Below are 26,409 nucleotides of genomic sequence, written 5' to 3' on the forward strand. Positions count from 1 at the left end.
GGCCCGCCGCGCCCGCGCCCCGGCTCCCGCGCTCAGACGCTCACGCGTTCAGTTCTGATCGCTGCTGCCGCTGCTCCACAGCGGCCCCGTGCGCGCCCAGTCGCGCTCCCACAGCCGCATGCGTACGCGGTCCAGCCGTGTCCGCACCCAGGAGCGCAGCATGACCACAGCGGCGCACCAGGCGAGACCCGCCGCAATCCCCAGCACGGCCGACTGGAAGGCCGCCTCGGCGGGGCCCGGCGGGCGGGCCGCGAGGCTTCCGTCCGGGCCGGTCCAGATGTCCACCCTGGACCCGGCGCGCTGCCCGTACTCCACCCGCGCACTCGCCGTACGGGGCGTCCCGCGCGCGTCGTGCCAGTGCACCGGCGCCTCGACGAGCCCGTCGCCGGTTTCCTCGCGCGTCCTGGGCCGCTCGGGCACGTCCCGCAGCAACACCGCGGTGCGGTGCTGCCGTTCGGCGCGCTGCTCGGCGAAGCCGTCGCGCAGCGCGCGGTCCGTCGCCAGCCCAGCCGTCGGTCCTCCCACCACCAGCAGCAGCGCCGCCACCAGCACAGCCCACGCCTCGACGCGGTCCGTGCCGCGCTTGAGCTGATTGCGCCGCCACCGCCACAGCACCACCTTGCGCGGCATCGCCCCTCCCCCCTCCGCGCCGCCGGAACCGGCACGCCGGCCGCGGGGCCGGTCGCGCGGCCCGTGCACGGCGCCGAGGACTCCAGGGTGACGCACCCGGGGGGCGGCGGAGAGGGGTCTATCGGGCCCCGGAAGCGGAGCCCGACGCCCCGGCGGCCGGCGGCGTCCCGGAAGGGACCCCGCCGCCCCAGGGGAAGCCCCGCGTCAGGCGTCCTGCGGATACCAGCGCAGCTCGATGGTGTTGCCGTCCGGGTCGAGCACGTAGAGGGACTGGGCGTTGCCGCGCGCGCCGAAGCGCTCCCCGGGCCCGTCCACGACCGTGAACTTGCCCGAATCCACCACCCGTTGCCAGTCCAGCGGCTCGACGACCAGGCAGAAGTGGTCGACGTTCGCCCCTTCCGCTCCCCCGTCGCCGTCCTCCTGCACGAGGTCGATGATCGTCCCCTGGCTCACCCTGACCGAGGGGAACGGCACCTTCCCCGCGCGCCACTCCTCGACCCGTACGGGATCCAGCCCCAGCGGCCCGCAGTAGAAGGCCAGCGCGCGCTCCACGTCGGCGACGTTCAGTACGAGATGATCGAACCCGGTGACCCGCATGACTCCCCTTCACTCCCCCGCACGTCCGGTACCGGCCCCATTCCAGCATGCTCCCGCCGCTCGCGCGCAGGGTCACGGGCCATGACGGCCATGGATTCACCGGTTTCCGCGGCCCCGGCGCCGTGTGTTCTCCGGCTGTTCCGGCGCGGGACCCGCGAACTTCAGGGTGTGCAGGACCGGCGCCGTCTCCAGCCCCGTGATGCCCTCCAGGGAGGCGAGCCTCCGGGTGAGGTAGCGGTGCAGGGCAGCGGGGTCCGGGCAGAGCGCCTGAGCCAGCAGGTTGCTGGGGCCCGTCGTGGCGGCGACGAAGGCGAGTTCGCCGTGGCGGGACAGCGCCTCGGCCGTACGGTCCAGATGCGCGGGCGCGACGGTCATCCACAGCAGCGCCCTCGTGTGCACGCCGAGGTGTACGTCGTCGATGTCCACGTCGAAGAAGAGCCGCCCCTCGGCGCGCAGCCGCTCCAGCCGCCGCGCGACGGTGGCCTGCGACCAGCCGGTGGCGCGGGCCAGCTCCGCGTACCCCGCCCGGCCGTCGCGGGCCAGCGCGTCCCACAGGCGCAGCTCGTCCTCCCCGGGCGCGGGCGCCTCAACCGGGGTGTCGTCGGCGGGCGTTGAGGCGCGCGGCACCCCCTCGCGCAGCCTGCGCTCCTGTGCCGCGCTCAGCGCCGAGATCCGGCCCGGCCAGGCGCTCGGCCCGCCGAGATAGGTGTGCAGCAGGCAGTGCGCCGACACCCCCGTGACGCCCGCCGTACGCGGGATGTCGTGCAGCAGCAGCGAGGGGGCTCCGGGGTGCGCGGGCGGCGTGGTCACCACGGCGACGATCTCGGTGCCGCCCGAGGTGAGCCGCACCCAGGCGGTGTCGGGGCGCCGGGCCAGCGCGCGGGCAAGCCCGAGAGCGGCCGCCGGGGTCGTGGTGAACCGCACGATCCACTGGCTCTGCCCGGCCCGCCGCGCGTCGGGCAGCGCGAGCACCCGCAGCCCGGCCTCCGCGTACAGCCGCCGGCAGCGCCGGGCCACGGTCTGCGGCGAGACGCCCAGCACCTCGCCGATCCGGCTGAACGGCGCCCGCCCGTCCACGTGCAGCGCGTGCACCAGTCCGCGGTCCACCTCGTCGAGCATGAGGCCAGGGTACGGGGCAGGCGCGGCACAATTTCGCGCCTGCTTGGCTTTCGATGGAGGAATCCCTCATCAGCGCCGCCTCAAGTGGAAGCGCTCGTACCCGCCCTGGAAGCCTTCCTGGCCGACCGGCGACAGCACACCGACGGAGCGGCGAGGACACGGGGATGGCTTACACGGACGACGGGACGACGACCGGTGCCGCGGGGAGCGGCACACCCGCGGCGCGGCGGCATGCCCCAGAGGAAGCCCCTTTCCGCTGGCGCTGGGCAGCCCTCGCCGCGCTGCTCGCCGCCGAGGCCATGAACCTGCTGGACTCCACGATCGTGCAGGTCGCGGCGCCGGTCATCCGCGCCGGGCTGGGCGGCGGCGCCTCCGGGGTGCAGTGGTTCGGCGCGGCCTACACGCTGCCGTTCGGCGTGCTGCTGATCACCGGCGGCAGGCTCGGGGACGTCGCGGGCCGGAAGCGGGTGTTCCGCGCCGGGGTCCTCGGCTTCGCACTGGCCTCGCTGGCGTGCGCGCTGGCCCCCACGGCGGGGGTGCTCATCGCGGCGCGCGCCGCGCAGGGAGCGGCTGCCGCACTGGTCGTCCCGCAGACCTTCGGCCTGATCAGGGCCATGTTCCGCGGGCCCGAACTGGCCAGGGCGCTGGGCGGCATCGGCCCCGTGATGGGGCTGGCCGCCGTGTGCGGGCCCGTGTTGGGCGCGGTGCTCACCCGCGCCGATCTGTTCGGGACCGGGTGGCGGTCCGTCTTCCTGGTCAACCTCCCGCTCGCCGCCGTGGTGCTGGCGTGCGCGCGGCTGCTTCCCGCTGACTCCTCCGACCACGCCGACCCCCACGGCACGGCTGCGCGCCGCCCGCGCCTGGACCTCGCCGGTACCGCGCTGGCCGGCACGGGCACGGCGCTGCTCACCCTGCCCCTCATCGAGGGTGCGGACAGCGGGTGGCCCGCGTGGTGCTTCCTCGTCCTGGTGGCGGGCGCGGGTGCACTGGGGCTGTTCGCGCTCCAGCAGCGGAGGCTCAGGTCGGCCGCACGGACGGCGGGGTCGCGCGCACCGCGCCGCCCGCTCATCGAGCCGGGCCTGCTGAGCGAACGCGCCTTCTCCGCCGCCCTGGTGACCTCGGCGCTCTTCTTCGCGGTCCTCAACGGGCTGATCCTGGTGGTCGTCCTGCACCTGCAACTGGGGCTCGGGCGCGACGCGTTCGCCGCGGGGATGACCCTGGTGCCGTGGTCGGCAGGTTCGGCGATCGCCTCGTGGGCCGCGGGAGCCCGGCTGGTCCCGCGCTACGGCACGCGCCTCATGCCGGTGGGGCTCGCCCTGTTCGCTGCGGGGCTGATGGGGGCGGTCGCCGCCTACGCCGCCTGCCCGCCGGGCGGCTTCCCGTGGCCGCTGCTCGCCGCGCTGGGCGTGGCCGGCGTGGGTTCCGGGCTGTTCACGGTCCCGTTCTTCACCGCCGCGCTGGAACGGGTCGCGCCCGCAGCGACCGGCTCCGCCGCCGGTCTGCTCAACGCGGTGCAGCAGCTCGGCGCCACGGCGGGGACGGCGGTGCTGGGGTCGGTGTTCCTGCGCGGGCTGCCCCGGGGCGTGGACTCCGGAGGGGGCGCCTCCTCCGGCGCCGTGGCCTCCCCCGGCGCCGCGACCGCCTCGCTCTCCGCGGCCCAGCACGCCTGCTGGCTCGCCCTGGCACTGCTCGCCGCGGCAGCGGTGACGGCCCGGCGCATGCGTACGGAGGCGGCCGCGCACCGCGAGAGCGGGAGCCAACTCCCGTAGCCCATACGGCAGTTGGCGGCGGCACGGGATCGCGCATACCCCACACGAGTGACGCCCGCGACCCGGCGTACGACCGCTGCCGCCTTGACGGCTCGGGCAAGGAGTGGAGCGCGGGGCGAAAAGCCGGCAGGCGGGGGGCGTAGATGTGCTGCTCAGGGGCCTTCTGCGCTGTCGAGGGTGTGGGCGCGCTGCTTCACTTGCGCGGCGGAGCGCCGCACGGGCGCTCCGGTCAGCGCCGCCCCGTCGAGAGGAACCGGGATGTCGACAGCCGTGCCGCCGCAGCCGCCGGAGGCCGAACCGCCAGCGGGCCGGGAGCAGTTGAGCCTGGGCATCGCGGCCGCCCGCAATCTGGCGACCACCACCAAGACCGTCCCGCAGATGCAGGGCGTCAGCTCGCGCTGGCTGCTGCGGATGCTGCCCTGGGTGGAGGTCAGCGGCGGCACGTACCGGGTCAACCGGCGCCTGGTGTACGCCGTCGGCGACGGCCGGATCACCTTCGTGCAGACCGGTTCCGAGGTGCGCGTCGTCCCCGCCGAGCTGGCCGAACTGCCGCTGCTGCGCGGCTTCGGCGACCAGGAGGCGCTGCGCGCGCTCGCCGAGCGCTTCGAGCAGCGCGAGTACGCGGCGGGCGAGGTCGTCGCGGAGGCGGGCCGCCCCGCCGACCGGGTGGTCCTGGTCGCGCACGGCAAGGTGCGGCGCACGGCGGCCGGCAAGTACGACACCGAGGCGCAGCTCGGCATGGTGTCCGACGGCGGCTTCTTCGGCGGCGAGCTGCTGGCCCAGCCGGAAGCGCAGCAACAAGAAGGGAACAACTGGGAGTTCACCGCGCGCGCCGCCACCGCCTGCACCGTGCTGGAGCTGCCACGGCAGGCGTACCAGGAGGTCGCGGGCGCACACCCGGGGCTGCGCGCGCAGGTGCGGCGGCGCGAGGGCGAGGCGGCCCGGCCGCAGAACCGCGCGGGCGAGGCCGACATCGGCCTGGCCTCGGGGCACTCGGGGGAGCCGCGACTTCCCGGCACCTTCGTGGACTACGAGCTGGAGCCGCGGGAGTACGAGCTGAGCGTGGCGCAGACCGTGCTGCGCGTGCACAGCCGCGTGGCCGACCTCTACAACGACCCGATGAACCAGGTCGAGCAGCAACTGAGGCTGACCGTCGAGGCGTTGCGCGAGCGGCAGGAGTACGAGCTGGTCAACAACCGCGACTTCGGGCTGCTGCACAACGCCGACCACGCGCAGAGGATCTCCCCCGTGTCCGGGCCGCCCACGCCGGACGACCTGGACGAGCTGCTGAGCATGCGCCGCCAGACGAAGTTCCTCTTCGCGCACCCGCGCGCCATTGCGGCCTTCGGCCGGGAGTGCAACAGGCGCGGCGTGTACTTCGAGAGCGCCGACGTGAACGGGCACCGCATCCCCGCCTGGCGCGGGGTGCCGATCTTCCCGTGTGGCAAGCTCGGCGTCTCCGAGCAGGGCACCTCCTCGATCCTCGCGCTGCGCGCCGGCGAGGACGAAGAGGGCGTGGTGGGCCTGCACCAGACCGGCATACCCGATGAGTACGAGCCCGGCCTGAACGTCCGCTTCATGGGCATCGACGACCAGGCCCTCATCTCGTACCTGGTCAGCACGTACTTCTCGGCCGCCGTGCTGGTGCCGGACGCGCTGGGCGTGCTGGAGAACGTGGAGGTCGCGCGGGCGGAGGGCTGAGCGGACGGCCTGAGGGGCCAGGGGCCGAGGGGGCTCAGCTCTCGGCCTCCGCCGGGGTCGCCTCGCGGTCCCGGCGGCGGTCCTCCTCGCTGCGGCGGGCCTGGCGTTCGCGCTCGCGGACGCTGTAGGCGGCGCGCCGCACCGCGCTCTCGCCCGCGAGCCCGGAGCCCAGGGCTCCCGCGAGGGTTCCCATGGACGCCGAGAGCCAGGCGATGGTGCCGAAGTCGGCCAGCCCGGTGGCGTGTTTGAGCGTGACCTCCATATAGCTGCCGGGGATGGCCACGAACGCGGCGACCAGCGTGACCGCGAACAGCAGCACGTACATGCACAGCACGCCGAAGCTCACGGTCACCAGCGTGACCAGGTTGTAGAGCAGCGCCTCTTCGCGCAGGCCGCGGTTGCGGCGCCGCTCCCACAGGTTGTTGTCGAGGATCAGCCAGGCGATCATCGCCAGCACCGCGAGCGCGTTGACCAGCGCGAGGCGGGTCACGCTGAACGCGTCGGCCAGCATCCAGATGTTGGAGTAGAAGACACCGAAGGCCGCGCCCGCCGCGGCACCGGCCAGCGCGGGCGACAGGCTCGGCACCAGCCGCCAGGGCCGGTTGGCGCGCACCATGCCGCTCAGCAGCCTGACCCTCCCGCGGAACCCGGTGAGCACGAGATGCTCCCCGACCCCGCTGGCGCCGCGTTCCACGTCGCCTTCGCCGCGGTCGGCGGCGCGATCGGTGTCTTGGTCGGCGGCTTCATCAGCGTCTTGTTCGGTGGTTTGCCCATCGGCTTCCCCTCTGACCGACCCCTCCTCGCCGTCGCCGCCGCGGCCCTCCGCCGCCTCCGCCTCGCCCACCTCGTCGCCGGTGAAGTGCTCGTACGGCAGGCCCAGGGCCGGGAGTTTCCGCATCCGGGAGCGGCGCTCGCCCGCCGGCAGGTCCTCGATGCTCGCGCTGAAGTGGCCCGCCACCAAGTGGACGATGGCGTCCCGCGCCCTGCTCGCCACCCGGAAGGCGCCCAGCGCCGGCACCGACACCAGGGCCACCCCGTCCTCCGGCGCGTAGTCGGCGAGGATGGGGCTCTTGCCCGCGCGCCGGGGCAGCTCGGTGACCACGATGGTCAGGTCCCAGCCGTGCTCCCGCTTCTGCTCCTCGCCGATCCGCTTCAGGGGCAGCACCCCCTCGTCGTCCAGCGGCAGCAGCTGCGTGGAGGTCTCCACCTTCCAGCCGGTCTCCTCGGCGTCGCCGTCGTGGCCCGCCGGCCTGCCGAAGCCCTCGGCGATGCGCTCGGGCAGCTCGTCCGCGAAGCTCGCCACCAGATGCGCCGCGGGGCCGGGGTCGGCGACCAGCCCCAGCACGGCGTACCCGGAACCGCCCGGCCCGCCACCACCCGCGTGACCCTGCTCGCGGCCCTGGTCCTGCCCGCGGTCCCGGTCCTGGCCGCGGTCCTGGCCCTGCCCCCGTTCCCGGTCCTGTCGGTGTTCCTGCCCGCGTTCCTGCCCGTCGCCCTGTCGGTCGTCGTCCTGTGCGCTCACCCCTCCACGGTCACCCGCACTGCCGCGTTCATGCCACCGGGAACGGCGCGGACCCGACCGTCTCCGTGGTGACGTTCGGGTGATCTTCACGCGGCGCGGCGACACGTGCCCGGGTTCGCGGAGGCGCCGGTGTTCTGCTGAGGGGGCCGAACCCCGAGCACACCCCGAGAGAGGACTTCACATGCGTATCCGTACGGCCTGTGCCGCCGCGGCCCTGGCGGGCGCCGCCTGCTTCGCCGCCATCGGAACGGCTGCCGCCGACGACGCCCCGCGCGAGAACGCCCCGAGCACCGCGCAGCAGCAGCCGACCCAGCAGGGCTCTCCGCAGTCCGGCCAGGACACCCCGCTGGACCAGGCGCAGGACCAGGTCCAGGGCCAGGTGCAGCCGCAGCAGCAGGCCCAGCCGCAGAGCCCGCAGCAGGAGCAGGCCCCCAAGCAGGAGCAGGCTCCCCAGGAGGAGCAGGCTCCGCAGCAGGAGGGGCAGGCGCCGCAGCAGGAGCAGGCTCCCGAGCAGGCGCAGCAGCAGGCCCCCAAGGAGCAGAGCTCGCAGATCCCGGCGCAGATGAAGGACGCCGACCAGGCCCTGGGCCTGCTCGACTACACCAAGAAGCTCGGCACGGACGACGGCGACGACTGACCACGGCGCACGGGTCCCCGCGGACAGCGCGGCGCCCCGCAGGACCGCACAGGTCCGGCGGGGCGCCGCGTCATGTCAGGGGCTCACCCCGGGTGACGGACCCTCAGTCGTCGCCCTCCAGCTCGCCCTCGGTCTCCAGGAAGGACGCGCGCAGCGCCTCCAGCACCTCCGGGTCGGGCTTCTCCCACATGCCGCGGGACTCGGCCTCCAGCAGCCGCTCGGTGATCCCGTGCAGCGCCCAGGGGTTGGCCTCCTGGAGGAAGGCGCGGTTCTGCTCGTCCAGCACGTACGTGGAGGCGAGCTTGTCGTACATCCAGTCGGCGACCACGCCGGTCGTGGCGTCGTACCCGAAGAGGTAGTCCACGGTCGCGGCCAGCTCGAACGCGCCCTTGTAGCCGTGCCGCTGCATGGCCTGGATCCACTTGGGGTTCACCACGCGGGCGCGGAAGACCCGGGAGGTCTCCTCGACCAGGGTGCGGGTGCGGACGGTCTCCGGGCGGGTGGAGTCGCCGATGTACGCCTCGGGCGCGGTGCCCTTGAGCGCGCGCACGGTGGCGACCATGCCGCCGTGGTACTGGAAGTAGTCGTCCGAGTCCGCGATGTCGTGCTCGCGGGTGTCGGTGTTCTTCGCGGCGACGGCGATCCGCTTGTAGGCGGTCTCCATCTCCTCGCGCGCCGGGCGCCCCTCCAGCTCGCGGCCGTACGCGTACCCGCCCCAGGTCGTGTAGACCTCGGCCAGGTCCGCGTCGGTGCGCCAGTCGCGGCTGTCGATGAGCTGGAGCAGCCCGGCGCCGTACGTGCCGGGGCGGGAGCCGAAGATGCGGGTGGTCGCGCGGCGTTCGTCGCCGTGCTCGGCGAGGTCGGCCTGCGCGTGCCTGCGCACGTGGTTCTGCTCCTCGGGCTCCTCCAGCGAGGCGGCCAGGCGCACCGCGTCGTCGAGCAGGCCGATGGTGTGCGGGAAGGCGTCCCGGAAGAAGCCGCTGATACGGAGCGTCACATCGACGCGGGGGCGGCCCAGTTCCTCCAGCGGGATCGCCTCCAGGCCGGTGACGCGGCGCGAGGCGTCGTCCCACACGGGGCGGACGCCGAGCAGCGCGAGGGCCTCGGCCACGTCGTCGCCGGCGGTGCGCATGGCGCTGGTGCCCCACAGGGACAGGCCGACGGACGCGGGCCAGTCGCCGTTGTCGGAGCGGTAGCGCTCCAGCAGCGAGTCGGCGAGGGCCTGGCCGGTCTCCCAGGCGAGCTTGCTGGGCACGGCCTTGGGGTCGACGGAGTAGAAGTTGCGGCCGGTCGGCAGCACGTTGACGAGGCCGCGCAGCGGCGATCCCGACGGGCCGGCCGGGACGAAGCCGCCGTTGAGCGCGTGCACCGCGTGCTCGGTCTCCTGCGTGGTCGCGGCCAGCCGCGGCACGACCTCGGCGGCGGCGAACTCCAGGATCTTCCCGACCTGTTCGCGCTGCTCCTCGGGGAGCTCAGCGGTGACGCGGGAGACGGCGGACGGATCCCAGCCGGCCTCCTCCATGGCCTCGATGAGGACCCGGGCCGCCTCCTCGGTGGCGTCGGAGCCCGTACGGTCGGACGCCGACTCGTCGAGTCCGAGGGCCTCGCGCAGGCCGGGCAGCGAGGTGGTGCCGCCCCAGATCTGCCGGGCGCGCAGGATGGACAGCACGAGGTTGACGAGCGCGGCGCCCTCCGGGGCCGCGCCCAGGACGTGCAGGCCGTCCCGGATCTGGGCGTCCTTGATCTGGCACAGCCAGCCGTCGACGTCGACCAGGATGTCGTCGAAGTGCTCGTCGTCCGGGCGCTCTTCGAGGCCCAGGTCGTGGTCGAGCTTCGCGGCCTGGAGCAGCGTCCAGATCTGCGCGCGGATCGCGGGCAGCTTCGCCGGGTCCATCGCGGAGACCGCCGCGTGCTCGTCGAGGAGCTGCTCCAGCCGCGCGATGTCGCCGTAGCTCTCGGCGCGGGACATCGGGGGCACGAGGTGGTCGATCAGGGTCGCGTGCACACGGCGCTTGGCCTGGGTGCCCTCGCCCGGGTCGTTGACCAGGAACGGGTAGATCAGCGGCAGATCGCCGAGCGCGGCGTCGGGGGCGCAGGCGGCGGAGAGGCCCGCGTTCTTGCCGGGCAGCCACTCCAGGTTGCCGTGCTTGCCCAGGTGGACCATGGCGTCGGCGCCGAAGCCGCCGTCCTCGCGGTCGGCTGACATCCACCGGTAGGCCGCCAGGTAGTGGTGCGAGGGCGGCAGGTCGGGGTCGTGGTAGATCGCGATCGGGTTCTCGCCGAAGCCGCGCGGCGGCTGGATGAGGATCAGCAGATTGCCGCGGCGCAGAGCCGCGAGCACGATGTCGCCCTCCGGGTTGCGGCTGCGGTCGACGAACATCTCGCCGGGCGGCGGGCCCCAGTGCTCCTCCACCGACTCCCGCAGCTCCTGCGGCAGTCCGGCGAACCAGCGCCGGTAGTCGGCGGCGGGGATGCGCACCGGGTTGAGGGCGAGCTGCTCCTCGGTGAGCCAGTCCTGGTCGTGGCCGCCGGCCTCGATGAGCGCGTAGATGAGTTCGTCGCCGTCGCCGGACTCCAGGCCGGGCACCGGCTCGGCGTTCTCGTCGCCGAAGTCGTACCCCTCCTCGCGCAGCCGGCGCAGCAGCGCCACGGCGCTGGCGGGGGTGTCGAGGCCGACGGCGTTGCCGATGCGGGAGTGCTTCGTCGGGTAGGCGGACAGCACCAGCGCGAGGCGCTTCTCCGCGTTCGGGGTGTGCCTCAGGCGCGCGTGGCGTACGGCGGTTCCGGCGACGCGGGCCGCGCGCTCCGGGTCGGCGACGTACGCGGGCAGCCCGTCCTCGTCGATCTCCTTGAAGGAGAACGGCACGGTGATCAGGCGGCCGTCGAACTCGGGCACCGCGACCTGGCTGGCGGCGTCCAGCGGCGAGACGCCCTCGTCGTTCTCCTCCCAGGCGGCGCGCGAGCTGGTCAGGCACAGGGCCTGGAGGACCGGCACGTCGAGGGAGGCGAGCGCGCCCGCGTCCCAGGACTCGTCGTCGCCCCCGGCCGACGCCTCGGCCGGGCGGCTGCCGCCCGCCGCGAGGACGGTGGTGACCACCGCGTCCGCGCTCTGGAGCTGCTCCAGCAGCTCCGCCTCGGGGGTGCGCAGCGAGGCGACGTACAGCGGCAGCGGCCGCCCGCCCGCCTCCTCGACGGCGGTGCACAGCGCGTCGACGAAGGCGGTGTTGCCGCTCATGTGGTGGGCGCGGTAGTAGACGACGGCGATCGTCGGGCCGGTCGCGTCGGCGCGGGCCTCGCGCTCCAGCGGGCCCCAGGTCGGCGCCGGGGCCGGCGGCTCGAAGCCGTGCCCGGTGAGCAGCACCGTGTCGGAGAGGAAGCGGGCGAGCTGGTCGAGGTTGGCGGGGCCGCCGTGCGCGAGGTAGGCGTGCGCCTCGGCCGCGATGCCGATCGGCACCGTGGACGCCTCCATGAGCTGGGCGTCCGGGGCCTGTTCGCCGGTGAGGACGACGACCGGGCGCTCCTGCGCGAGCAGCGCGTCCATGCCGTCCTGCCAGGCGCGCAGGCCACCGAGCAGCCTGACGACCACGAGGTCGACGCCGTCGAGCAGTTCGGGCAGGTCGTCGGCGTGGAGGCGCGCGGGGTTGGCGTACCGGTACGGCACGGGCCCGTCCGCCGCACGGGCGCTGAGCAGGTCGGTGTCGGACGTGGACAGCAGCAGGATCATGCGGCGTGGCCTTCCTCGGGGTCCTCGCCCCGGGCGGTGTTGGACGAACGGCAGGAGTTCCTGGCTCAACCCGGCCGGGTGCCGGGCTCACAGTGGCGGGACCGCGCCGGATTCACACCGGCCTTCCTCCCCTGGCGCCGTTTCTGTCGGGTTCTGTTCCGTTCCGGTCCGTTCCGGCCTGGCTTGAGACCTGGCGGAACGTCGGTCCGGCGACGTCAACGTGCGGCGGGCCGACGGCCCGCCGCCGAACATAGTACGGGTCGTCCGAGCGGCGCATGAGTGCGCCTCCGCGTGCACCGCGAGTGCGCCGCGAGTACGCCTGCGCTGGTCGCGGGGGTGCGCCTCCGCTGGTCGCGACGGTGCGCCGGGCATCGCGGAGGATACGGCGGCGCGGGTCGTCTGTATGCTCGCCGCCATGCCTCAGCAGCTCTCCCCGACGCCACAAGTGCGGGCGAATCCGCCCGTACGGGACCGCGGCGACGCCTGCCCGGGAGCTCTGCGCCTGCACCGCGCCGACGACGGATTCCTGGCGCGGGCCCGCATCCCGGCCGGCGTGCTGACCGCTCACCAGGCGCTGGCGCTGGCCGCTGCCGCCGAACGGCTCGGCGACGCGCGCCTGGACATCACCTCGCGCGGGAACCTCCAGCTCCGCGGCCTCGCGGAGGACGGCGGACGCGAACTCTCCACCGTGCTGGAGGAGTCAGGACTGCTCCCCTCGCCGCGGCACGAGCGGGTGCGCAACATCGTCGCCTCGCCGCTCAGCGGGCTGGACGGCGGGAGCGTCGGACCCCGCGGGGAGAGCCCCCAACTGCCGGACGGGGACAGCCTCGTACACGCGTGGGCGCGGCGGCTGGACGCGCTGCTGTGCGCGAGCGAGCGGGCCCGGGCGCTCTCGGGGCGCTTCCTCTTCGCGCTGGACGACGGGCGGGGCGACGTCGCCGCGCTGGGCGCCGATGTGATCTTGATCGCACGGCCCGGCGGGCATGCGCTGCTGCGGGCCGGGCATGCGGAGTCCGCGGTGCGCGTGCCGGGACAAGCGGCTCCGCGCGCCGCGCTGTTGGCGGCCGAGAGCTTTCTCACCGCCGCCGACGAGAGCGCCTCGCGCGCCTGGCGGGTGGCCGAACTGCCGGGCGGTGCCGAGCCGTTCGCGCGTACCCTGCCCGGCCTCCTCGCGGAGGCCGGGATTCCGGCGCGGGAGGTTCCGGCGCCCGGGGCCCCCTCGCGGGAGGCGCACGGCGGGCCCGTTCCGTACGGTGATCCGCCGGCGCCCGGCCTGGTGCACGGCCCCTCGGGGCGCTGCGCCCTGTCGGTGCTCGCCCCGCTCGGGCGGCTGACGGCGGAGCAGTGGCGCCGGGTGGCCGACGCCGCGGAGCGGTACGGGAGCGGGGAACTGCGCGTGACGCCCTGGCGCGGCGTGCTGGTCCCAGGACTGGACCCGGCGTGCGCGCCGGGGGCGCTGCGGGAGCTGGAGGCGGCCGGGCTGGTCACGGACGCGGACTCCCCCTGGACGGGGGTGGGCGCGTGCACGGGGCTGCCGGGCTGCGCGAAGTCGCTCCGCGATGTGCGGGCCGACGCGGAGCGGCACCTCGCGGCGGGGCACGGCGGCCTGCCGGTCCACTGGTCCGGCTGCGAACGCCGCTGCGGTCACCCCCGCGGCGAGTGGGTTGACGTGGTCGCCACGCCGGAGGGCTACCGGGTGTCCGTACGCGGGCAGTCCGTACGGGAGTCCGCGCGGGGCGAGGCGGAAGCGGACACCGCGGAGGCGCCGGTGCCGCGGGACCTGGCCGGGGCGGTGGCGGCGGCGCGCACGCGGAACCGCGACGGCGAAGGCGAAGGCGAAAGCCACGAAGGCGGAAGCCGCGACGGCGAGAGCCAGAACGACGAGAGTCACGACAGGGACGGGACAGCGGCCCGCGCCGGCGAGGACGGCGCGGCGGTGACGAGATGAGCGGAAGCACAGTGTTCGAGTACGAGAAGGACGGCGCGGCCATCTACCGGCAGTCCTTTGCCACGATCCGCGCGGAGTCCGACCTGTCGGGCCTGCCCGAGGACGTGAGCCGGGTCGCGGTGCGGATGATCCACACCTGCGGCATGACCGACCTCGTGGCGGACCTCGGGTTCTCGCCCGAGGTCGTGGCGCGCGGACGCGCGGCGCTGCGGGCGGGCGCACCCGTGCTGTGCGACGTGCAGATGGTCGCCAGCGGCGTGACCCGCAAGCGGCTGCCGGCGGACAACGAGGTGCTGTGCACCCTCAACGACCCGGCGGTCCCCGGGCTCGCGGCGGAGCTGGGCACCACCCGCACCGCGGCGGCCCTGGAGCTGTGGCGGGAGCGGATGGAGGGCGCCGTGGTGGCCGTCGGCAACGCGCCGACCGCGCTGTTCCGGCTGCTGGAGATGATCGAGGCGGGCGCGCCGCGTCCGGCCGCGGTCATCGGCGTACCGGTCGGCTTCGTGGGGGCCGTCGAGTCCAAGCAGGCACTCGCGGAACACCCCGCGGGCCTGGACCACTTGGTCGTGCGCGGCCGGCGCGGTGGCAGCGCCATGGCCGCGGCGGCGGTCAATGCGATAGCGAGCGAGGCGGAGTGAACGAGCAGCACAGCGAGCAGACGGACGCGACCGGCACCGATTCCGGCACCGGCCACGGAACCGGCCACGGAACCGGGCGGCTCTACGGAGTGGGCCTGGGCCCCGGCGACCCGTCGCTGATGACGGTGCGGGCCGTGGAGATCATCGCCGAGGCCGACGTCGTCGCGTACCACCAGGCCCCGCACAAGGGCTCCGTCGCGCGCTCCATCGCGGAGAGGCACCTGCGCCCCGAGCACATCGAGGAGGCGCTGGTCTACCCGGTCACCACCGGCACGACCGACCACCCCGGGGGCTACCGGGGCGCGATCGAGGACTTCTACACGGAGTCGGCCGCGCGCCTCGCCGAGCACCTGGAGGCGGGCAGGACCGTCGCGGTGATCTCCGAGGGCGACCCGATGTTCTACGGGTCCTACATGCACATGCACAAGCGCCTGGCGCACCGCTTCCCGACCGAGGTCGTCCCCGGGGTCACCTCGATCAGCGCCGCCGCTGCCCGGCTGGGTACGCCGCTGGCCGAGGGCGAGGAGGTGCTCACCGTCCTGCCGGGCACGCTGCCCGAGGAGGAGCTGGCCGCGCGCCTCGCCTCCACCGACGCCGCAGCCGTGATGAAGCTGGGCCGCACCTTCCCCACGGTGCGGCGCGCGGCCGAGTCCTCCGGGCGGCTGGCCGAGGCGCACTACGTCGAGCGCGCCACCATGAAGGGCGAGCGCACCGGGAAGCTGGCCGACGTCGACGACGGTTCGGTGCCGTACTTCTCGGTCGCGGTGCTGCCCAGCCGCATCGGTACGAGGCCCGTGGGGCCGGCCGGATCCGCCGAGCACACCCAGCAGACCGAGCACGACGAGCCCGCGCAGAGCGGAGGCGAGGTCGTGGTCGTGGGCACCGGTCCCGCCGGACCCTCCTGGCTCACCCCGGAGTCCCGCGGGGCGCTGGCCTCGGCGCAGGATCTGGTCGGCTACTCCACGTACCTCGACCGCGTACCGGTGCGGCCAGGCCAGCAGCGGCACGCCTCGGACAACCGCGTCGAGTCCGAACGCGCCGAGCTGGCCCTCGACCTGGCCCGCCGCGGCCGCCGCGTCGCGGTGGTCTCCGGCGGCGACCCGGGCGTCTTCGCGATGGCCACGGCGGTGCTGGAGGTCGCGGCGCAGGACCCGTACCGCGAGGTGCCGGTGCGCGTGCTGCCCGGGGTGACCGCGGCGAACGCGGCCGCCGCCCGCGCGGGCGCGCCGCTCGGCCACGACTACGCGGTGATCTCGCTCTCCGACCGGCTCAAGCCGTGGGAGGTCATCGCCGGGCGGCTGTCGGCGGCGGCCTCGGCCGACTTGGCGCTGGCGCTCTACAACCCCGGTTCGCGCAGCCGTACGTGGCAGGTCGGCAAGGCCCGCGAGCTGCTGCTGGAACACCGCGCCCCGGACACCCCCGTGGTGCTGGCCCGCGACGTCGGCGGCCCCGGCGAGCGCGTACGGACCGTGCGGCTGGCCGACCTGGAGCCCTCCGAGGTGGACATGCGCACCATCCTCCTCATCGGCTCCTCGCAGACGCGCGCGCTGCGACGTGGCGGCGCGGAGGCTCCGGAGAACGCGACGGTGTGGACGCCCCGCTGGTACCCGGACCAGGGCGCGGAGGCCGCGACCGAGCCCGGCGGCTCAACCGAGAGCTGAGCCCAGCCAGTTGACCGCCTCCGCCGCACCGGTGACCACCGGCACGCCCTCGGGCACGGCGGGCCTCCGGACGATCACGACCGGCAGGCCCGCCTCCCGTGCGGCGGCCAGCTTGGGCGCGGTGGCCGCTCCCCCGCTGTCCTTGGTGACCAGCACGTCGATGCGGTGCGCGCGCAGCACGTCCCGCTCTCCCGCCAGGGTGAAGGGGCCCCGGTCCAGCAGCACTTCGGTGTGCGCCGGCCGCGGCGTACCGGGCTCGTCCACGGACCGTACGAGGAAGTGCAGGCTGTCGAGGTGCGCGAAGGCGGCCAGGCCCATGCGCCCGGTGGTGAGGAACACCCGCTTCCCCAGCGCGGGCAGCGCGTCCGCCGCCTCCTCCAGGGAGGCGACGGAGTGCCAGTCGTCGCCCGCGCCCGCCGTCCAGCCGGGGCGGCGCACGGCGAGCAGCGGTACGCGGGCCTCCGCCGCGGCCCGCGCCGCGTGGAAACTGATCGTCCCCGCGAAAGGATGGGTGGCGTCGATGAGCGCGTCCACCGCGTGCTCGCGCAGCCAGCGCGCCATGCCCTCGGCACCGCCGAACCCCCCGATCCGCACCTCGCCCGGCAGCTCCTGCGGCCTGGCCACCCGCCCCGCGAGCGAGGAGGTCACCCGGGGCCGCGGCTCCAGCGCGGCCAGCTCGCCGGCGAGCTCCCTGGCCTCGGTCGTGCCGCCGAGGATGAGCACATGGCCGGTGCCGGGCACGTTGCTGGGGCTGTTCATGGGGTCCTTCCGTGACTGAGAAATCCGAGATGGCCGAGGGCTCTGCCCAGGGCGGGCGCAGCGCCCAACTCAAGCACACCGGGCTGCGGCCCGGATGGACGACCGGGGCCTGTGCGACGGCCGCCGCGACCGCCGCGTACGAGGCGCTGCTGACCGGCGCCTTCCCCGACCCGGTGGGCATCACGCTGCCCAAGGGGCACACGCCGGAGTTCGCGCTGGCCGCCGAGGAGCTGGGGCAGGACGCGGAGGGCCGCGCGTACGCGATGGCCGGGGTGGTCAAGGACGCGGGCGACGACCCGGACGTGACGCACGGCGTCCTGATCCGCGCCACGGTACGGGAGGCGGCGCCGGGCTCGGGCGTCGTCTTCCGCGCGGGCCCTGGCGTCGGCACCGTCACACGCCCCGGACTCCCCCTCGACGTGGGCGAACCGGCCATCAATCCCGTTCCGCGCTCGCTCATCCGCGATCACGTCGCGAAGGTGGCCGCGCTGTGCGGCGGCAGCGGCGACGTGGAGGTCACCGTCGCCGCCGACGACGGCGAGGAGATCGCGCGCAGCACCTGGAACCCGCGCCTCGGCATCCTCGGCGGCCTCTCCGTCCTGGGCACCACCGGCGTGGTCGTCCCCTACTCCTGCTCCGCGTGGATCGACTCGATCCGGCGGGGCGTGGACGTGGCGCGCGCCGCCGGCCGTACGCATGTGGCCGGCTGTACGGGGTCGACCTCGGAGAAGACGGTGGTCGCGGAGTACGGGCTGCCGGAGGACGCGCTGCTGGACATGGGGGACTTCGCGGGCGCGGTCCTGAAGTACGTGCGCCGCCACCCCGTACCGCGCCTCACCGTCTGCGGCGGCTTCGCCAAACTGTCCAAGCTCGCGGCGGGCCACCTCGACCTGCACTCCAAGCGCTCCCAGGTGGACAAGGGCCATTTGGCGTCACTGGCACGCCGGGGCGGCGCCGACGAGGCGCTGGCGGCCGAGGTCGCCAAGGCCAACACGGGCCTCGCGGCACTCCAGTTGTGCGCGGCCCGTGACGTCCCGCTGGGCGATCTGGTCGCGGCGGAGGCCCGCGACCAGGCACTCGGCGTGCTGCGCGGCGCTCCCGTGGCGGTGGACGTCATCTGCATCGACCGCGCGGGAACGGTCGTGGGCCGCTCGGCGGTCGCGGGGCCGGGGGCCTGAGCCTGCCTGTGGGCCCAACCCCCGCCTGCGCTGTGGGCAGTCTGCGCCAGGGGCGCAGGGTGGGCACAGCGCAGGACCGCACCCGCGCAGGGAACGCAACCCCGCACCCAACCGACGCGCAGCCGCAGCGCACCCGCGAGCGCGAACAGGCCCACAGCGCAGGGCGGCGGATCACACAGCGCAGGGCAGGTGGCTACTCCTGCGCCGCGCAGCTCTCGCGATCACGTTCCGTCGAATACAGGTGGCTGTCGGAGAAGTTCTCCGCCCCCAGCGCGCGCCCGACGATGATGACCGCCGTCCGCTTGATGCCCGCGGACTTCACCTGCTCGGCGATGTCCCCCACCGTGCCGCGCAGCACCACCTCGTCGGGCCGGCTGGCCATCGCCACCACCGCCGCGGGGCAGTCAGCGCCGTAATGCGGCAGCAGCTCCGAGACCAGCCGGTCCACGTAACCGGCAGCGAGGTGCAGCACCAGAAGCGCCCCACTGCGGCCGAGGGTCGCCAGATCCTCGCCCTCCGGCATCGCCGTGGCCCGCGAAGCCAGCCGCGTGAGGATCACGGTCTGCCCGACGGTGGGAACGGTCAGCTCACGGTTGAGCGCGGCAGCCGCAGCCGCGAACGCCGGCACCCCCGGCACCATCTCGTACGGCACGCCCGCCGCATCAAGACGCCGCATCTGCTCGGCCACCGCGCTGAACACCGAGGGATCGCCGGAGTGGAGCCGCGCCACGTCCTTGCCCTCCTCGTGCGCGCGCACGAGCTCCGCGGTGATCTGGTCCAGATCGAGCTGCGCGGTGTCGACGAGCCGCGCCTCCGGCGGGCACTCCTCCAGCAGTTCGCGCGGCACCAGGCTGCCCGCGTACAGGCACACCCCGCAGGCGTTCAGGGTGCGCACGCCGCGCACCGTCATGAGGTCGGCGGCCCCGGGGCCCGCGCCGATGAAGTACACCGTCACTGCTTCGCTCCACTCCGTACGTGCTGCTGGTGCTGCTCGTGCTGGGCCACCGGCCCCCGGGTCATGTCTTGCTCACCGACCACTGGGTGACCGGCATCGCCTGCCGCCAGCCCGTGAAGCCGCCGACCGGCACCGCGTGTGCGACGGCGAGGCGGACCAGCTCGCCCCCGTACCGCTGCCGCCACGAAGCCAGCAGCGCCTCGGACTCCAGGGTCACGGTGTTGGCCACCAGCCTGCCGCCCTCCGGCAGCGCCTCCCAGCAGCGCTCCAGCACGCCGGGCGCGGTCAGCCCGCCGCCGATGAACACCGCGTCGGGGCACGGAAGTTCGGCCAGCGCCTCGGGTGCCGCGCCCTCGACGACCTCCAGCCGGGGAACGCCCAGCGTGTCCGCGTTCCGCGCGATGCGCGCCGCACGCTCCGGGTCACGCTCGACGGTGACCGCGCGGCAACTGCGGTGCGCCCGCAGCCACTCCACGGCGATGGAGCCCGAACCGCCGCCGATGTCCCAGAGGAGTTCGCCGGGCGCGGGCCCCAGCGCGGCGAGCGTCGCGGCGCGCACATGCCGCTTGGTGAGCTGCCCGTCGTGCTCGTACGCGGCGTCCGGCAGCCCCGGCACGGCCGCCAGTCGCGGCGTCTCCGCGTCCGGCGCGCGGCGGCACTCCAGCGCGATCACGTTGAGCGCGGCCCCAGCCGGGTGCGCCCACTCCTCCGCGACGCCCTCGACCTGGCGTTCCCCGTCCCCGCCGAGCTGCTCCAGCACCCGCATGCGCGAGGGCCCGAAGCCGCGCTCGCGCAGCAGGGCCGCGACCTCGCCGGGGGTGGCGGAGCCCGCGCTGAGCACCAGCAGCCTGCGGCGGTCGTACAGCGCGCCCGTCAGGCCCGCCGGCGGCCGCCCCACCAGCGTGATCACCTCGGTGTCCTCCAGCGGCCAGCCGAGCCGGGCGCAGGCGTAGGAGACGGAGGAGGGGTGCGGCAGCACGCGCAGTGCGTCAGGACCCGCGGTCTCGGCGAGCGTACGGCCGATGCCGTAGAAGAAGGGGTCACCGCTCGCGAGCACGGCGATCCGGCGCCCGGCGTGCTCGGCGAGCAGCCGCGGCACGGCGGGCCTCAGCGGCGAGGGCCAGGCGACCCGCTCCCCCGCGCACTCCGCGGGCAGCAGGTCCAACTGCCGCCCGCCGCCGATCAGTACCTCCGCCTCGCGCAGCGTCTCGCGGGAGGACGCGGAGAGTCCGGCCCAGCCGTCGGCGCCGATCCCGACCACGCTCACGGGCGGCCGCCCGGCCGCCGCCGGCTCGGGCTGGGATGCTGCGGACTCTGTGACGTGCACGGACTCTGCCTCGGGGTCGGGGACGGACGGAACGGCACTCTACTGGCCGCCGCTCCCCGCACCCCTGGCCGGGCACCGGAGGTACCCTTATTGCACATAGCTTGCAACTACAGAAGTCACGCAACACATGCGTCAACGGCGGTGGCTTCATCGACCGAAGGAGGTCCGGTGGGCTCTGGGATGGTGCTCGGCATAGAGACGTCCTGCGACGAGACGGGCGCCGGCGTCGTCCGCGACGGGCGGCTGCTCGGCCACGCGGTGGCGTCGAGCATGGACGAGCACGCGCGCTTCGGCGGCGTGGTGCCGGAGATCGCGGCCCGCGCGCACGTGCACGCGCTCGGCCCGGTCGTACGCCGCGCCGTCGAGGAGGCCGGCGCCCGGCTCACCGATCTGTCGGCGGTCGCGGTGACCACGGGCCCGGGCCTCTCGGGCGCGCTCCAGACCGGCCTGGCCTCGGCGAAGGGGCTGGCCTACGCCCTCGGCGTGCCCCTCTACGGCGTGCACCACCTCGCCGGGCACGTCGCCGCCGACACCCTGGAGCACGGCCCGCTGCCCGAGCCCTGCGTGGTGCTGATCGTCTCCGGCGGGCACACCTCGCTCCTCCTCGTACGGGACCTCGTACGCGATCAGGTCGTGCACCTCGGGGACACCCTCGACGACGCGGCGGGCGAGTGCTTCGACAAGGTGGCCAGGGTGTTCGGGCTGCCGTATCCCGGCGGGCCCGCGATCGACAGGGCCGCGCGGGACGGCGACCCGCGCGCGGTGCCCTTCCCGCGCCCCCTGACCAGGCCCGGGGACGCCCCGTACGGGTTCTCCTTCTCGGGCCTGAAGACGGCGGCCGCGCGCTGGGCCGAGCAGCACCGCGACGGCGAGCACCGCGACGGCGGCCTCCCGGTGGCCGACGGCGCCGCCTCGCTCCAGGAGGCGGTCGCCGACGTGCTCACCCGCAAGGCCGTACGCGCCTGTACGGAGAACGGCGTGGGAACCCTCGTCGTGGTCGGCGGCGTCGCGGCGAACTCGCGCGTGCGGGCGCTGGCCGAGGAGCGCTGCGAGGAGGCCGGAATCGCCCTGCGCGTACCGCCGTTGAGGCTCTGCACCGACAACGGGGCCATGATCGCGGCGGTCGGCGACCTGCTGCACCGCGCGGGCGCGCCCGCAGCGCCGCTGGACCTCACGGTGGACCCGTCCGCTCCTCTGGAGTACGCGGCGCTCCACCCGGAGACTCGGAGCGCGACCGTCCCGACCTGATCCCACCGCCCCAACTCCCCTCCCCCGGAGCCGACTTGCGCACCTCCGAGATCCGCACCCGCTTCCTGGACTTCTTCGCCGCGCGCGGGCACACCGAGGTCCCGAGCGCGCCGCTGCCCACACCCGACCCGACGCTGCTGTTCGTGAACGCCGGGATGGTGCCGCTCAAGCCGTATCTGACCGGCGAGCGCGCGGCGCCGTGGTCGCGTGCCACCAGCGTGCAGAAGTGCGTGCGCACCCAGGACATCGAGGAGGTCGGGCACACCACGCGGCACGGCACGTTCTTCCAGATGAACGGCAACTTCTCGTTCGGCGACTACTTCAAGGAGGAGGCCGTCGCCCTCGCCTGGGAGCTGTCCACCACCGCGGTCGCGAACGGGGGTTACGGCCTCGACCCCGACCGCATCTGGGTCACCGTCCACCACACCGACGACGAGGCCCGCGCGCTGTGGCGGCGCATCGCCGGGCTCCCCGACGAGCGGATCGTGGGCCGCGGCGACGCGGACAACTTCTGGTCCATGGGCGTGCCCGGGCCCTGCGGCCCCAGCTCGGAACTGTTCTACGACCGGGGCCCTGCCTTCGGCGCGGAGGGCGGGCCCGCGGTGGACGAGGACCGCTTCACGGAGTTCTGGAATCTGGTGTTCATGCAGTACGAGCGGGGCGAGGGCGGCGGCAAGACCGGCTACCCGATCCTCGGCGAACTCCCCCGCCGCAACATCGACACCGGCATGGGCCTGGAGCGCATGGCCACCCTCCTCCAGGGCGTGTCCAACATCTACGAGACCGACGAGCTGCGCCCCGTGCTGGACACCGCCGCGCGGCTCTCCGGCGTCCGCTACGGCGCCGACCCGCAGCACGACGTGCACCTGCGCGTGGTGGCCGACCACGTGCGCACCGCGCTCATGCTGCTCGCCGACGGCACGGCGCCGGGCAACGAGGGGCGCGGCTACGTCCTGCGCCGCATCCTCCGCCGCGCGGTCCGCGCGATGCGCCAACTGGGCTGCCAGGACCCGTCGTTGCCCGAGCTGCTGCCGGTCGCCCGCGACCTCATGACCCCCGGCTACCCCGAGGTGTCCTCCTCCTTCGACCGCATCGCCGACCAGGCGTACGCCGAGGAGGAGTCCTTCCGCGCGACCCTCCGCCAGGGCACCGCGATCCTGGACACCGCGGTCGCCGACGCGAAGCGGAGCGGCGCCGCCTCGCTGCCCGGCGAGCGCGCGTTCCTCCTCCACGACACCTACGGCTTCCCCATCGACCTCACCCTGGAGATGGCCGCCGAGCAGGGCGTACGGGTCGACCGCGCGGGCTTCACCGCGCTCATGGAGCAACAGCGCGAGCGCGCGCGGGCCGACGCCCGTGCCCGCAAGTCCGGGGCGCTGGGCGGCACCTCGCAGCTCCGCGCCGTACGCGACGAGCACGGGCCCACGGACTGGCTGGCCTGGGAGACCCTGACGACCGAGTCCCGCGTGCAGGCCCTGCTCGGCACGTCGGGCCCGGTGGCGGCGGCCGCCGCAGGCGAGATCGTCACCGCCGTCCTCGACCGCTCCCCCTTCTACGCCGAGTCGGGCGGGCAGGAGAGCGACGCGGGCCACCTGTACGGGGATTCCGCCGAGGCCGAGGTGCTGGACGTACAACGGCCGCTGCCGGGCCTGATCGCCCATCAGGTACGCGTGACCGCCGGCGAACTGGCGGTGGGCGACACGGTCCACGCGGCGGTCGACCCCGAATGGCGGCTCGGCGCACGGCAGGCGCACTCCGGCACGCACATCCTGCATGCGGCGCTGCGCGAGGTGCTGGGCCCGGAGGCGCTGCAGTCCGGCTCGTACAACAGGCCGGGTCACCTGCGCCTGGACTTCCCCTGGCGCGGCGCGCTCGGCGCCTCGGCGCGCAGCGAGGTCGAAGAGGCCGCCAACCGCGCGCTGCGCCGCGACCTGCCGGTCGGCGTGCGGTGGATGCCCCTCCCCGAGGCCCAATCGCTGGGTGCGCTGGCCCTCTTCGACGAGACGTACGGGGAGCGGGTACGCGTCGTCGAGATCGGCGGCGCGTGGTCGCGCGAACTGTGCGGCGGCACCCACGTCTCGCACGCGTCCCAGGTGGGCGTCGTGGCCCTGACCTCGGAATCCTCGGTCGGCGCCGGCATGCGCAGGCTGGAGGCCGCCGTGGGCATCGAGGGCTTCGGCTACCTCGCGCGCGAGCGCGACCTGGTGTCCCGCATCGCCGAACAGCTCCAGGCACCGCGCGCCGAACTCCCCGACCGCATCGCCGGTCTGCTCGACCGCCTCAAGGCGACCGACCGCGAGAACCAGCACCTGCGCGCCCGCGCCACCACGGCCCGCGCCACCGAACTGGCCTCCGCCGCCACCGACGTACGCGGCACCCTCGTGGTCACAGCACAGGAGGAGGGCGGCACGGAGGCGGCCCGTGCGTTGGCGACGGCGGTACGCGACGCGCTCCCTCGTACGCAGCCCGGGATCGCCGTCATCGCCAGCACGGCGACAGCCGGCAAGGCGGTACTGGTGGCAGCCGCGAACAAGGCCGCACAGGAAGCAGGCCACTCAGCCGCAGCACTCATCAAGCGCCTCCTGAACGGCCAGGGCGGCGGCACCCCCGCCCTGGCACAGGGCGGGGGAATCCCCGCATCAGAAGCGCCCCAACGGCTGCGCGACGCCCACGGGGAAATCTCCCCGGAGTAGCAACCCACCGCAGCGGACCGCGGCGCGAAGCGTCGCGGGGAGCCTCCGCAAGGAACAAGGGAGAAGCAACCACCCACCCACATCCCGCCGCAGCGGAAAGCAACCACTCACCAAAGCGGTCGGCGGTAAAAGCGCAAATCCCTGTCGGCGCACAGCGCAGAGCAACGCCAAAGCGCAACCGGCGCAAAAACGCGAAGTGCTCAGCTGAGCTCGCCAAGCATCCCCTTGTCGAAGGGCACCAGCTCCGCGTCCCGCCCCTCAAGAACCTTGGCGGCCCACCACGGGTCGCCAAGAAGCGCGCGCCCCACAGCCACGAGATCGAACTCCTCGCGCTCCAACCGGTCCAGCAGCGGGTCGATGGGACTCACCGCAGCGGTCCGCTCCCCGCCCATCAGCGTGGCGACGAACTCCCCATCCAGGCCCACGGACCCGACCGTCACCGTGGGCTTGCCGGTGAGCTGCCGGACCCACCCGGCGAGGTTGAGGTCGGAGCCCTCGAACTCGGGCTCCCAGTAGCGCCGCGTCGAGCAGTGGAACGCGTCCACACCCGCCGCGACGAGCGGCGCGAGAACCTCGTCCAGCTCCTCCGGCGTATCGGCCAGCCGCGCGCCGTAGTTGTTCATCTTCCACTGCGACATGCGGAAAAGAATCGGGAATCCGGGCGAGACGACACGCCTGCACGCCGTCACGATCCGCGCGGCGAAGCGCGCACGCGCGGTCGCGTCCCCGCCGTAACGGTCGGTGCGCTGATTCGTACCGGCCCACAGGAACTGGTCGATCAGATAGCCGTGCGCCCCGTGCAATTCGATGCCGTCGAACCCGGCGCGCTCCGCCTCGGCCGCCGCCCGCGCGAAGGCGTCGACGACGTCCTCCAGGTCCTGCTCCGTCATCGCGTGCCCGGAGGGCGTGCGGTCCGCGTCCAGGGCGATGCCGGAGGGCCCGGACGGGGGCGCGTCGGGGAACGGCGGGGCGCCCGCCTCGCGCGCCATGCCCACGTGCCAGAGCTGCGGCATGATCGTGCCGCCCTCCGCGTGCACGGCGTCCACGACCTTGCGCCACCCGGCCAGCGCGTCCTCGCCGTAGAAGCGCGGCACCCGGTCGCTGGTGCCCGCGGCGGGATGGTCCACGTAGGTGCCCTCGGTGATGATCAGGCCCACACCGGCGGCGGCGCGCCGCGCGTAGTAGTCCACGACATCCGCGCCGGGCACGCCGCCCGGGGAGAACTCGCGGGTCATCGGCGCCATGGCGATCCGGTTCGGCACGGTGAGCCCGCCGAGCTCGAACGGCCGGGACAGCAGGGCCGCGGCCCGCGACCCCTTCGCCTCCGCGCCGCCCGGTACGGCGGACGTCTCGCCGGCCTCCTGCGCTGTCACAGTCTCCTGCGCTGTCACGCGTACATCCCCTCACTAGGAACCCGGCGCCGCCCGATCGCGCGACCCGGATATCCGGTGACAACCACCCGCACCCGCGCCCCCATCCACCGAGCTCTGTCGCGTACGCCACAGTTTCCGCGCAGCGGACCCTCATGTATCCATGCTTGTATCCATGCCTGTTACGGTCGTTGACATGACTGCGCAGGAGGGCATACGCGAGAAGACCGCGGCTCCGGGCAAGGCCGCACAGCCGCCCGCCGCGGAGCGCGCGTACACGCTCGCCAAGGAGCTGATCCTCAACGGCGAGCTGCCCGGCGGAAGTCTGATCAGCGAAGGGGAGATCGCGGAGCGGGTCGGCGTGAGCCGCACCCCGGTGCGCGAGGCGTTCCTGCGGCTCCAGAGCGAGGAGCTGCTCCAGCTCATTCCCAAACGCGGCGCCGTGGTCGTCCCGTTGGCGCCCGGCGAGGCCGAGGACGTGCTGGAGCTGCGCGAGACCCTGGAGTCGGCCGCGGTGCGCCGCGTGCTGGACGGCGGCGAGGACGCCGTGGCCGCCGCGGTGGAGAGCCTGCGCGCGCTGCTGCGCGAACAGGCGGGCCCGGCCCGGGAGTTGGACGTGAACGCCTTCACCCGCTCCGACCGCGAGTTCCACCGCGCGATCGTGGCGGCCTCGGGCAACGCGCTCGCCGAGCGCTTCTACGCCTCGCTGGGCGACCGGCAGCGGCGCATGAGCTCCTACGCGCTGCACCCGCGCCCCGAACGCCTCTGTGAGCTGGTGGACGAGCACGAGGCCCTGGTCGAGCACATCGCGCGACGCGACGGCGCGGCCTTCACCGCCGCCCTGCGCGCCCACCTGGACCGCACCCACCGCACCTTCGGCGGCTACTGACCGCCCGCACAGCAAGACCCGCATCTTCCGAAGCCGGCCGCGGG

19 protein-coding genes and 1 riboswitch are annotated in these 26,409 nt (G+C 74.5%); of the genes, 10 read left to right on the top strand and 9 right to left on the bottom strand.

Annotated elements, in window-relative coordinates; translation table 11 throughout:
• Positions 1-48: 48 nt before the first annotated feature.
• The 3 genes from ABEE00_RS26855 to ABEE00_RS26865 form a co-directional block, all read right to left on the bottom strand.
• Entirely contained in the window at positions 49-630 is a 582-nt protein-coding gene (locus ABEE00_RS26855; protein ID WP_345748255.1) for an Rv1733c family protein, read from the bottom strand.
• 204 nt (positions 631-834) lie between these two features.
• Positions 835-1,227: a VOC family protein gene (locus ABEE00_RS26860; protein ID WP_345748256.1), complete on the bottom strand. Its 393-nt coding sequence runs from the start codon at positions 1,225-1,227 to the stop codon at positions 835-837.
• Positions 1,228-1,323: 96 nt separating this feature from the next.
• Entirely contained in the window at positions 1,324-2,346 is a 1,023-nt protein-coding gene (locus tag ABEE00_RS26865) for an Lrp/AsnC family transcriptional regulator (protein ID WP_345748257.1), read from the bottom strand.
• A gap of 164 nt (positions 2,347-2,510) precedes the next feature.
• Between ABEE00_RS26865 and ABEE00_RS26870 the strand changes: the two genes are divergently transcribed.
• Both ABEE00_RS26870 and ABEE00_RS26875 read left to right on the top strand, forming a co-directional pair.
• Complete coding sequence (locus tag ABEE00_RS26870; RefSeq protein WP_345748258.1) at positions 2,511-4,115, top strand: MFS transporter; 1,605 nt, start codon at positions 2,511-2,513, stop codon at positions 4,113-4,115.
• 258 nt (positions 4,116-4,373) lie between these two features.
• Positions 4,374-5,816, top strand: a complete 1,443-nt coding sequence (locus tag ABEE00_RS26875; RefSeq protein ID WP_345748259.1) for a family 2B encapsulin nanocompartment shell protein — start codon at positions 4,374-4,376, stop codon at positions 5,814-5,816.
• A gap of 34 nt (positions 5,817-5,850) precedes the next feature.
• Here the strand turns inward: ABEE00_RS26875 and ABEE00_RS26880 are convergent, their stop codons facing one another.
• Positions 5,851-7,338: an MFS transporter gene (locus ABEE00_RS26880; protein WP_345748260.1), complete on the bottom strand. Its 1,488-nt coding sequence runs from the start codon at positions 7,336-7,338 to the stop codon at positions 5,851-5,853.
• A gap of 181 nt (positions 7,339-7,519) precedes the next feature.
• Between ABEE00_RS26880 and ABEE00_RS26885 the strand changes: the two genes are divergently transcribed.
• The gene (locus ABEE00_RS26885) at positions 7,520-7,975 is read left to right on the top strand and encodes a hypothetical protein (RefSeq protein WP_345748261.1); all 456 of its coding nucleotides are present in this window, start codon (positions 7,520-7,522) and stop codon (positions 7,973-7,975) included.
• A gap of 103 nt (positions 7,976-8,078) precedes the next feature.
• Here ABEE00_RS26885 and cobN read toward each other — a convergent pair whose 3' ends face one another.
• Positions 8,079-11,699: a cobaltochelatase subunit CobN gene (gene cobN, locus ABEE00_RS26890; protein WP_345748262.1), complete on the bottom strand. Its 3,621-nt coding sequence runs from the start codon at positions 11,697-11,699 to the stop codon at positions 8,079-8,081.
• Between the two features lie 58 nt (positions 11,700-11,757).
• A riboswitch (cobalamin riboswitch) is annotated at positions 11,758-11,821 on the bottom strand.
• Between the two features lie 293 nt (positions 11,822-12,114).
• On the opposite strand from cobN, the gene cobG reads away from it, so the two are divergent.
• The 3 genes from cobG (at position 12,115) to cobJ (ending at position 15,946) form a co-directional block, all read left to right on the top strand.
• Entirely contained in the window at positions 12,115-13,647 is a 1,533-nt protein-coding gene (gene cobG / locus ABEE00_RS26895) for a precorrin-3B synthase (RefSeq protein WP_345748263.1), read from the top strand.
• Positions 13,648-13,658: 11 nt separating this feature from the next.
• Positions 13,659-14,285, top strand: coding sequence for a precorrin-8X methylmutase (locus ABEE00_RS26900; RefSeq protein WP_345748376.1), 627 nt, complete (start codon positions 13,659-13,661; stop codon positions 14,283-14,285).
• Positions 14,286-14,374: 89 nt separating this feature from the next.
• Positions 14,375-15,946 carry a precorrin-3B C(17)-methyltransferase gene (cobJ, locus tag ABEE00_RS26905; protein WP_345748377.1) on the top strand — a complete coding sequence of 524 codons (1,572 nt, stop codon included), beginning with the start codon at positions 14,375-14,377 and terminating at the stop codon, positions 15,944-15,946.
• Here the strand turns inward: cobJ and ABEE00_RS26910 are convergent.
• Entirely contained in the window at positions 15,932-16,705 is a 774-nt protein-coding gene (locus ABEE00_RS26910) for a cobalt-precorrin-6A reductase (RefSeq protein WP_345748264.1), read from the bottom strand. The genes cobJ and ABEE00_RS26910 overlap by 15 nt on opposite strands.
• A 29-nt stretch (positions 16,706-16,734) precedes the next feature.
• Between ABEE00_RS26910 and ABEE00_RS26915 the strand changes: the two genes are divergently transcribed.
• Positions 16,735-17,883 carry a cobalt-precorrin-5B (C(1))-methyltransferase gene (locus ABEE00_RS26915; RefSeq protein ID WP_345748378.1) on the top strand — a complete coding sequence of 383 codons (1,149 nt, stop codon included), beginning with the start codon at positions 16,735-16,737 and terminating at the stop codon, positions 17,881-17,883.
• A 193-nt stretch (positions 17,884-18,076) separates the two neighbouring features.
• On the opposite strand, the gene cobM is transcribed toward ABEE00_RS26915, so the two are convergent.
• Entirely contained in the window at positions 18,077-18,838 is a 762-nt protein-coding gene (gene cobM, locus ABEE00_RS26920) for a precorrin-4 C(11)-methyltransferase (protein ID WP_345748265.1), read from the bottom strand.
• 61 nt (positions 18,839-18,899) lie between these two features.
• Positions 18,900-20,105 (bottom strand): precorrin-6y C5,15-methyltransferase (decarboxylating) subunit CbiE, encoded by a 1,206-nt coding sequence (gene cbiE, locus ABEE00_RS26925; protein WP_345748266.1) that lies wholly within the window; start codon positions 20,103-20,105, stop codon positions 18,900-18,902.
• A gap of 228 nt (positions 20,106-20,333) precedes the next feature.
• Here cbiE and tsaD point away from each other — a divergent pair, with 228 nt between their 5' ends.
• Entirely contained in the window at positions 20,334-21,413 is a 1,080-nt protein-coding gene (gene tsaD, locus ABEE00_RS26930) for a tRNA (adenosine(37)-N6)-threonylcarbamoyltransferase complex transferase subunit TsaD (protein ID WP_345748267.1), read from the top strand.
• A 35-nt stretch (positions 21,414-21,448) separates the two neighbouring features.
• On the top strand, positions 21,449-24,106 hold the full coding sequence (gene alaS / locus ABEE00_RS26935) for an alanine--tRNA ligase (RefSeq protein WP_345748268.1): 2,658 nt from the start codon (positions 21,449-21,451) through the stop codon (positions 24,104-24,106).
• Between the two features lie 200 nt (positions 24,107-24,306).
• Here the strand turns inward: alaS and ABEE00_RS26940 are convergent, their stop codons facing one another.
• A complete protein-coding gene (locus ABEE00_RS26940; protein WP_345748379.1) occupies positions 24,307-25,404 on the bottom strand; it encodes an NADH:flavin oxidoreductase in 1,098 nt (365 codons plus the stop codon).
• Positions 25,405-25,672: 268 nt separating this feature from the next.
• Between ABEE00_RS26940 and ABEE00_RS26945 the strand changes: the two genes are divergently transcribed.
• Positions 25,673-26,365 (top strand): GntR family transcriptional regulator, encoded by a 693-nt coding sequence (locus ABEE00_RS26945; protein WP_345748269.1) that lies wholly within the window; start codon positions 25,673-25,675, stop codon positions 26,363-26,365.
• The last annotated feature ends 44 nt before the right edge of the window (positions 26,366-26,409 follow it).

The organism is Streptomyces odontomachicola, assembly GCF_039605595.1.
Lineage (GTDB): Bacteria > Actinomycetota > Actinomycetes > Streptomycetales > Streptomycetaceae > Streptomyces.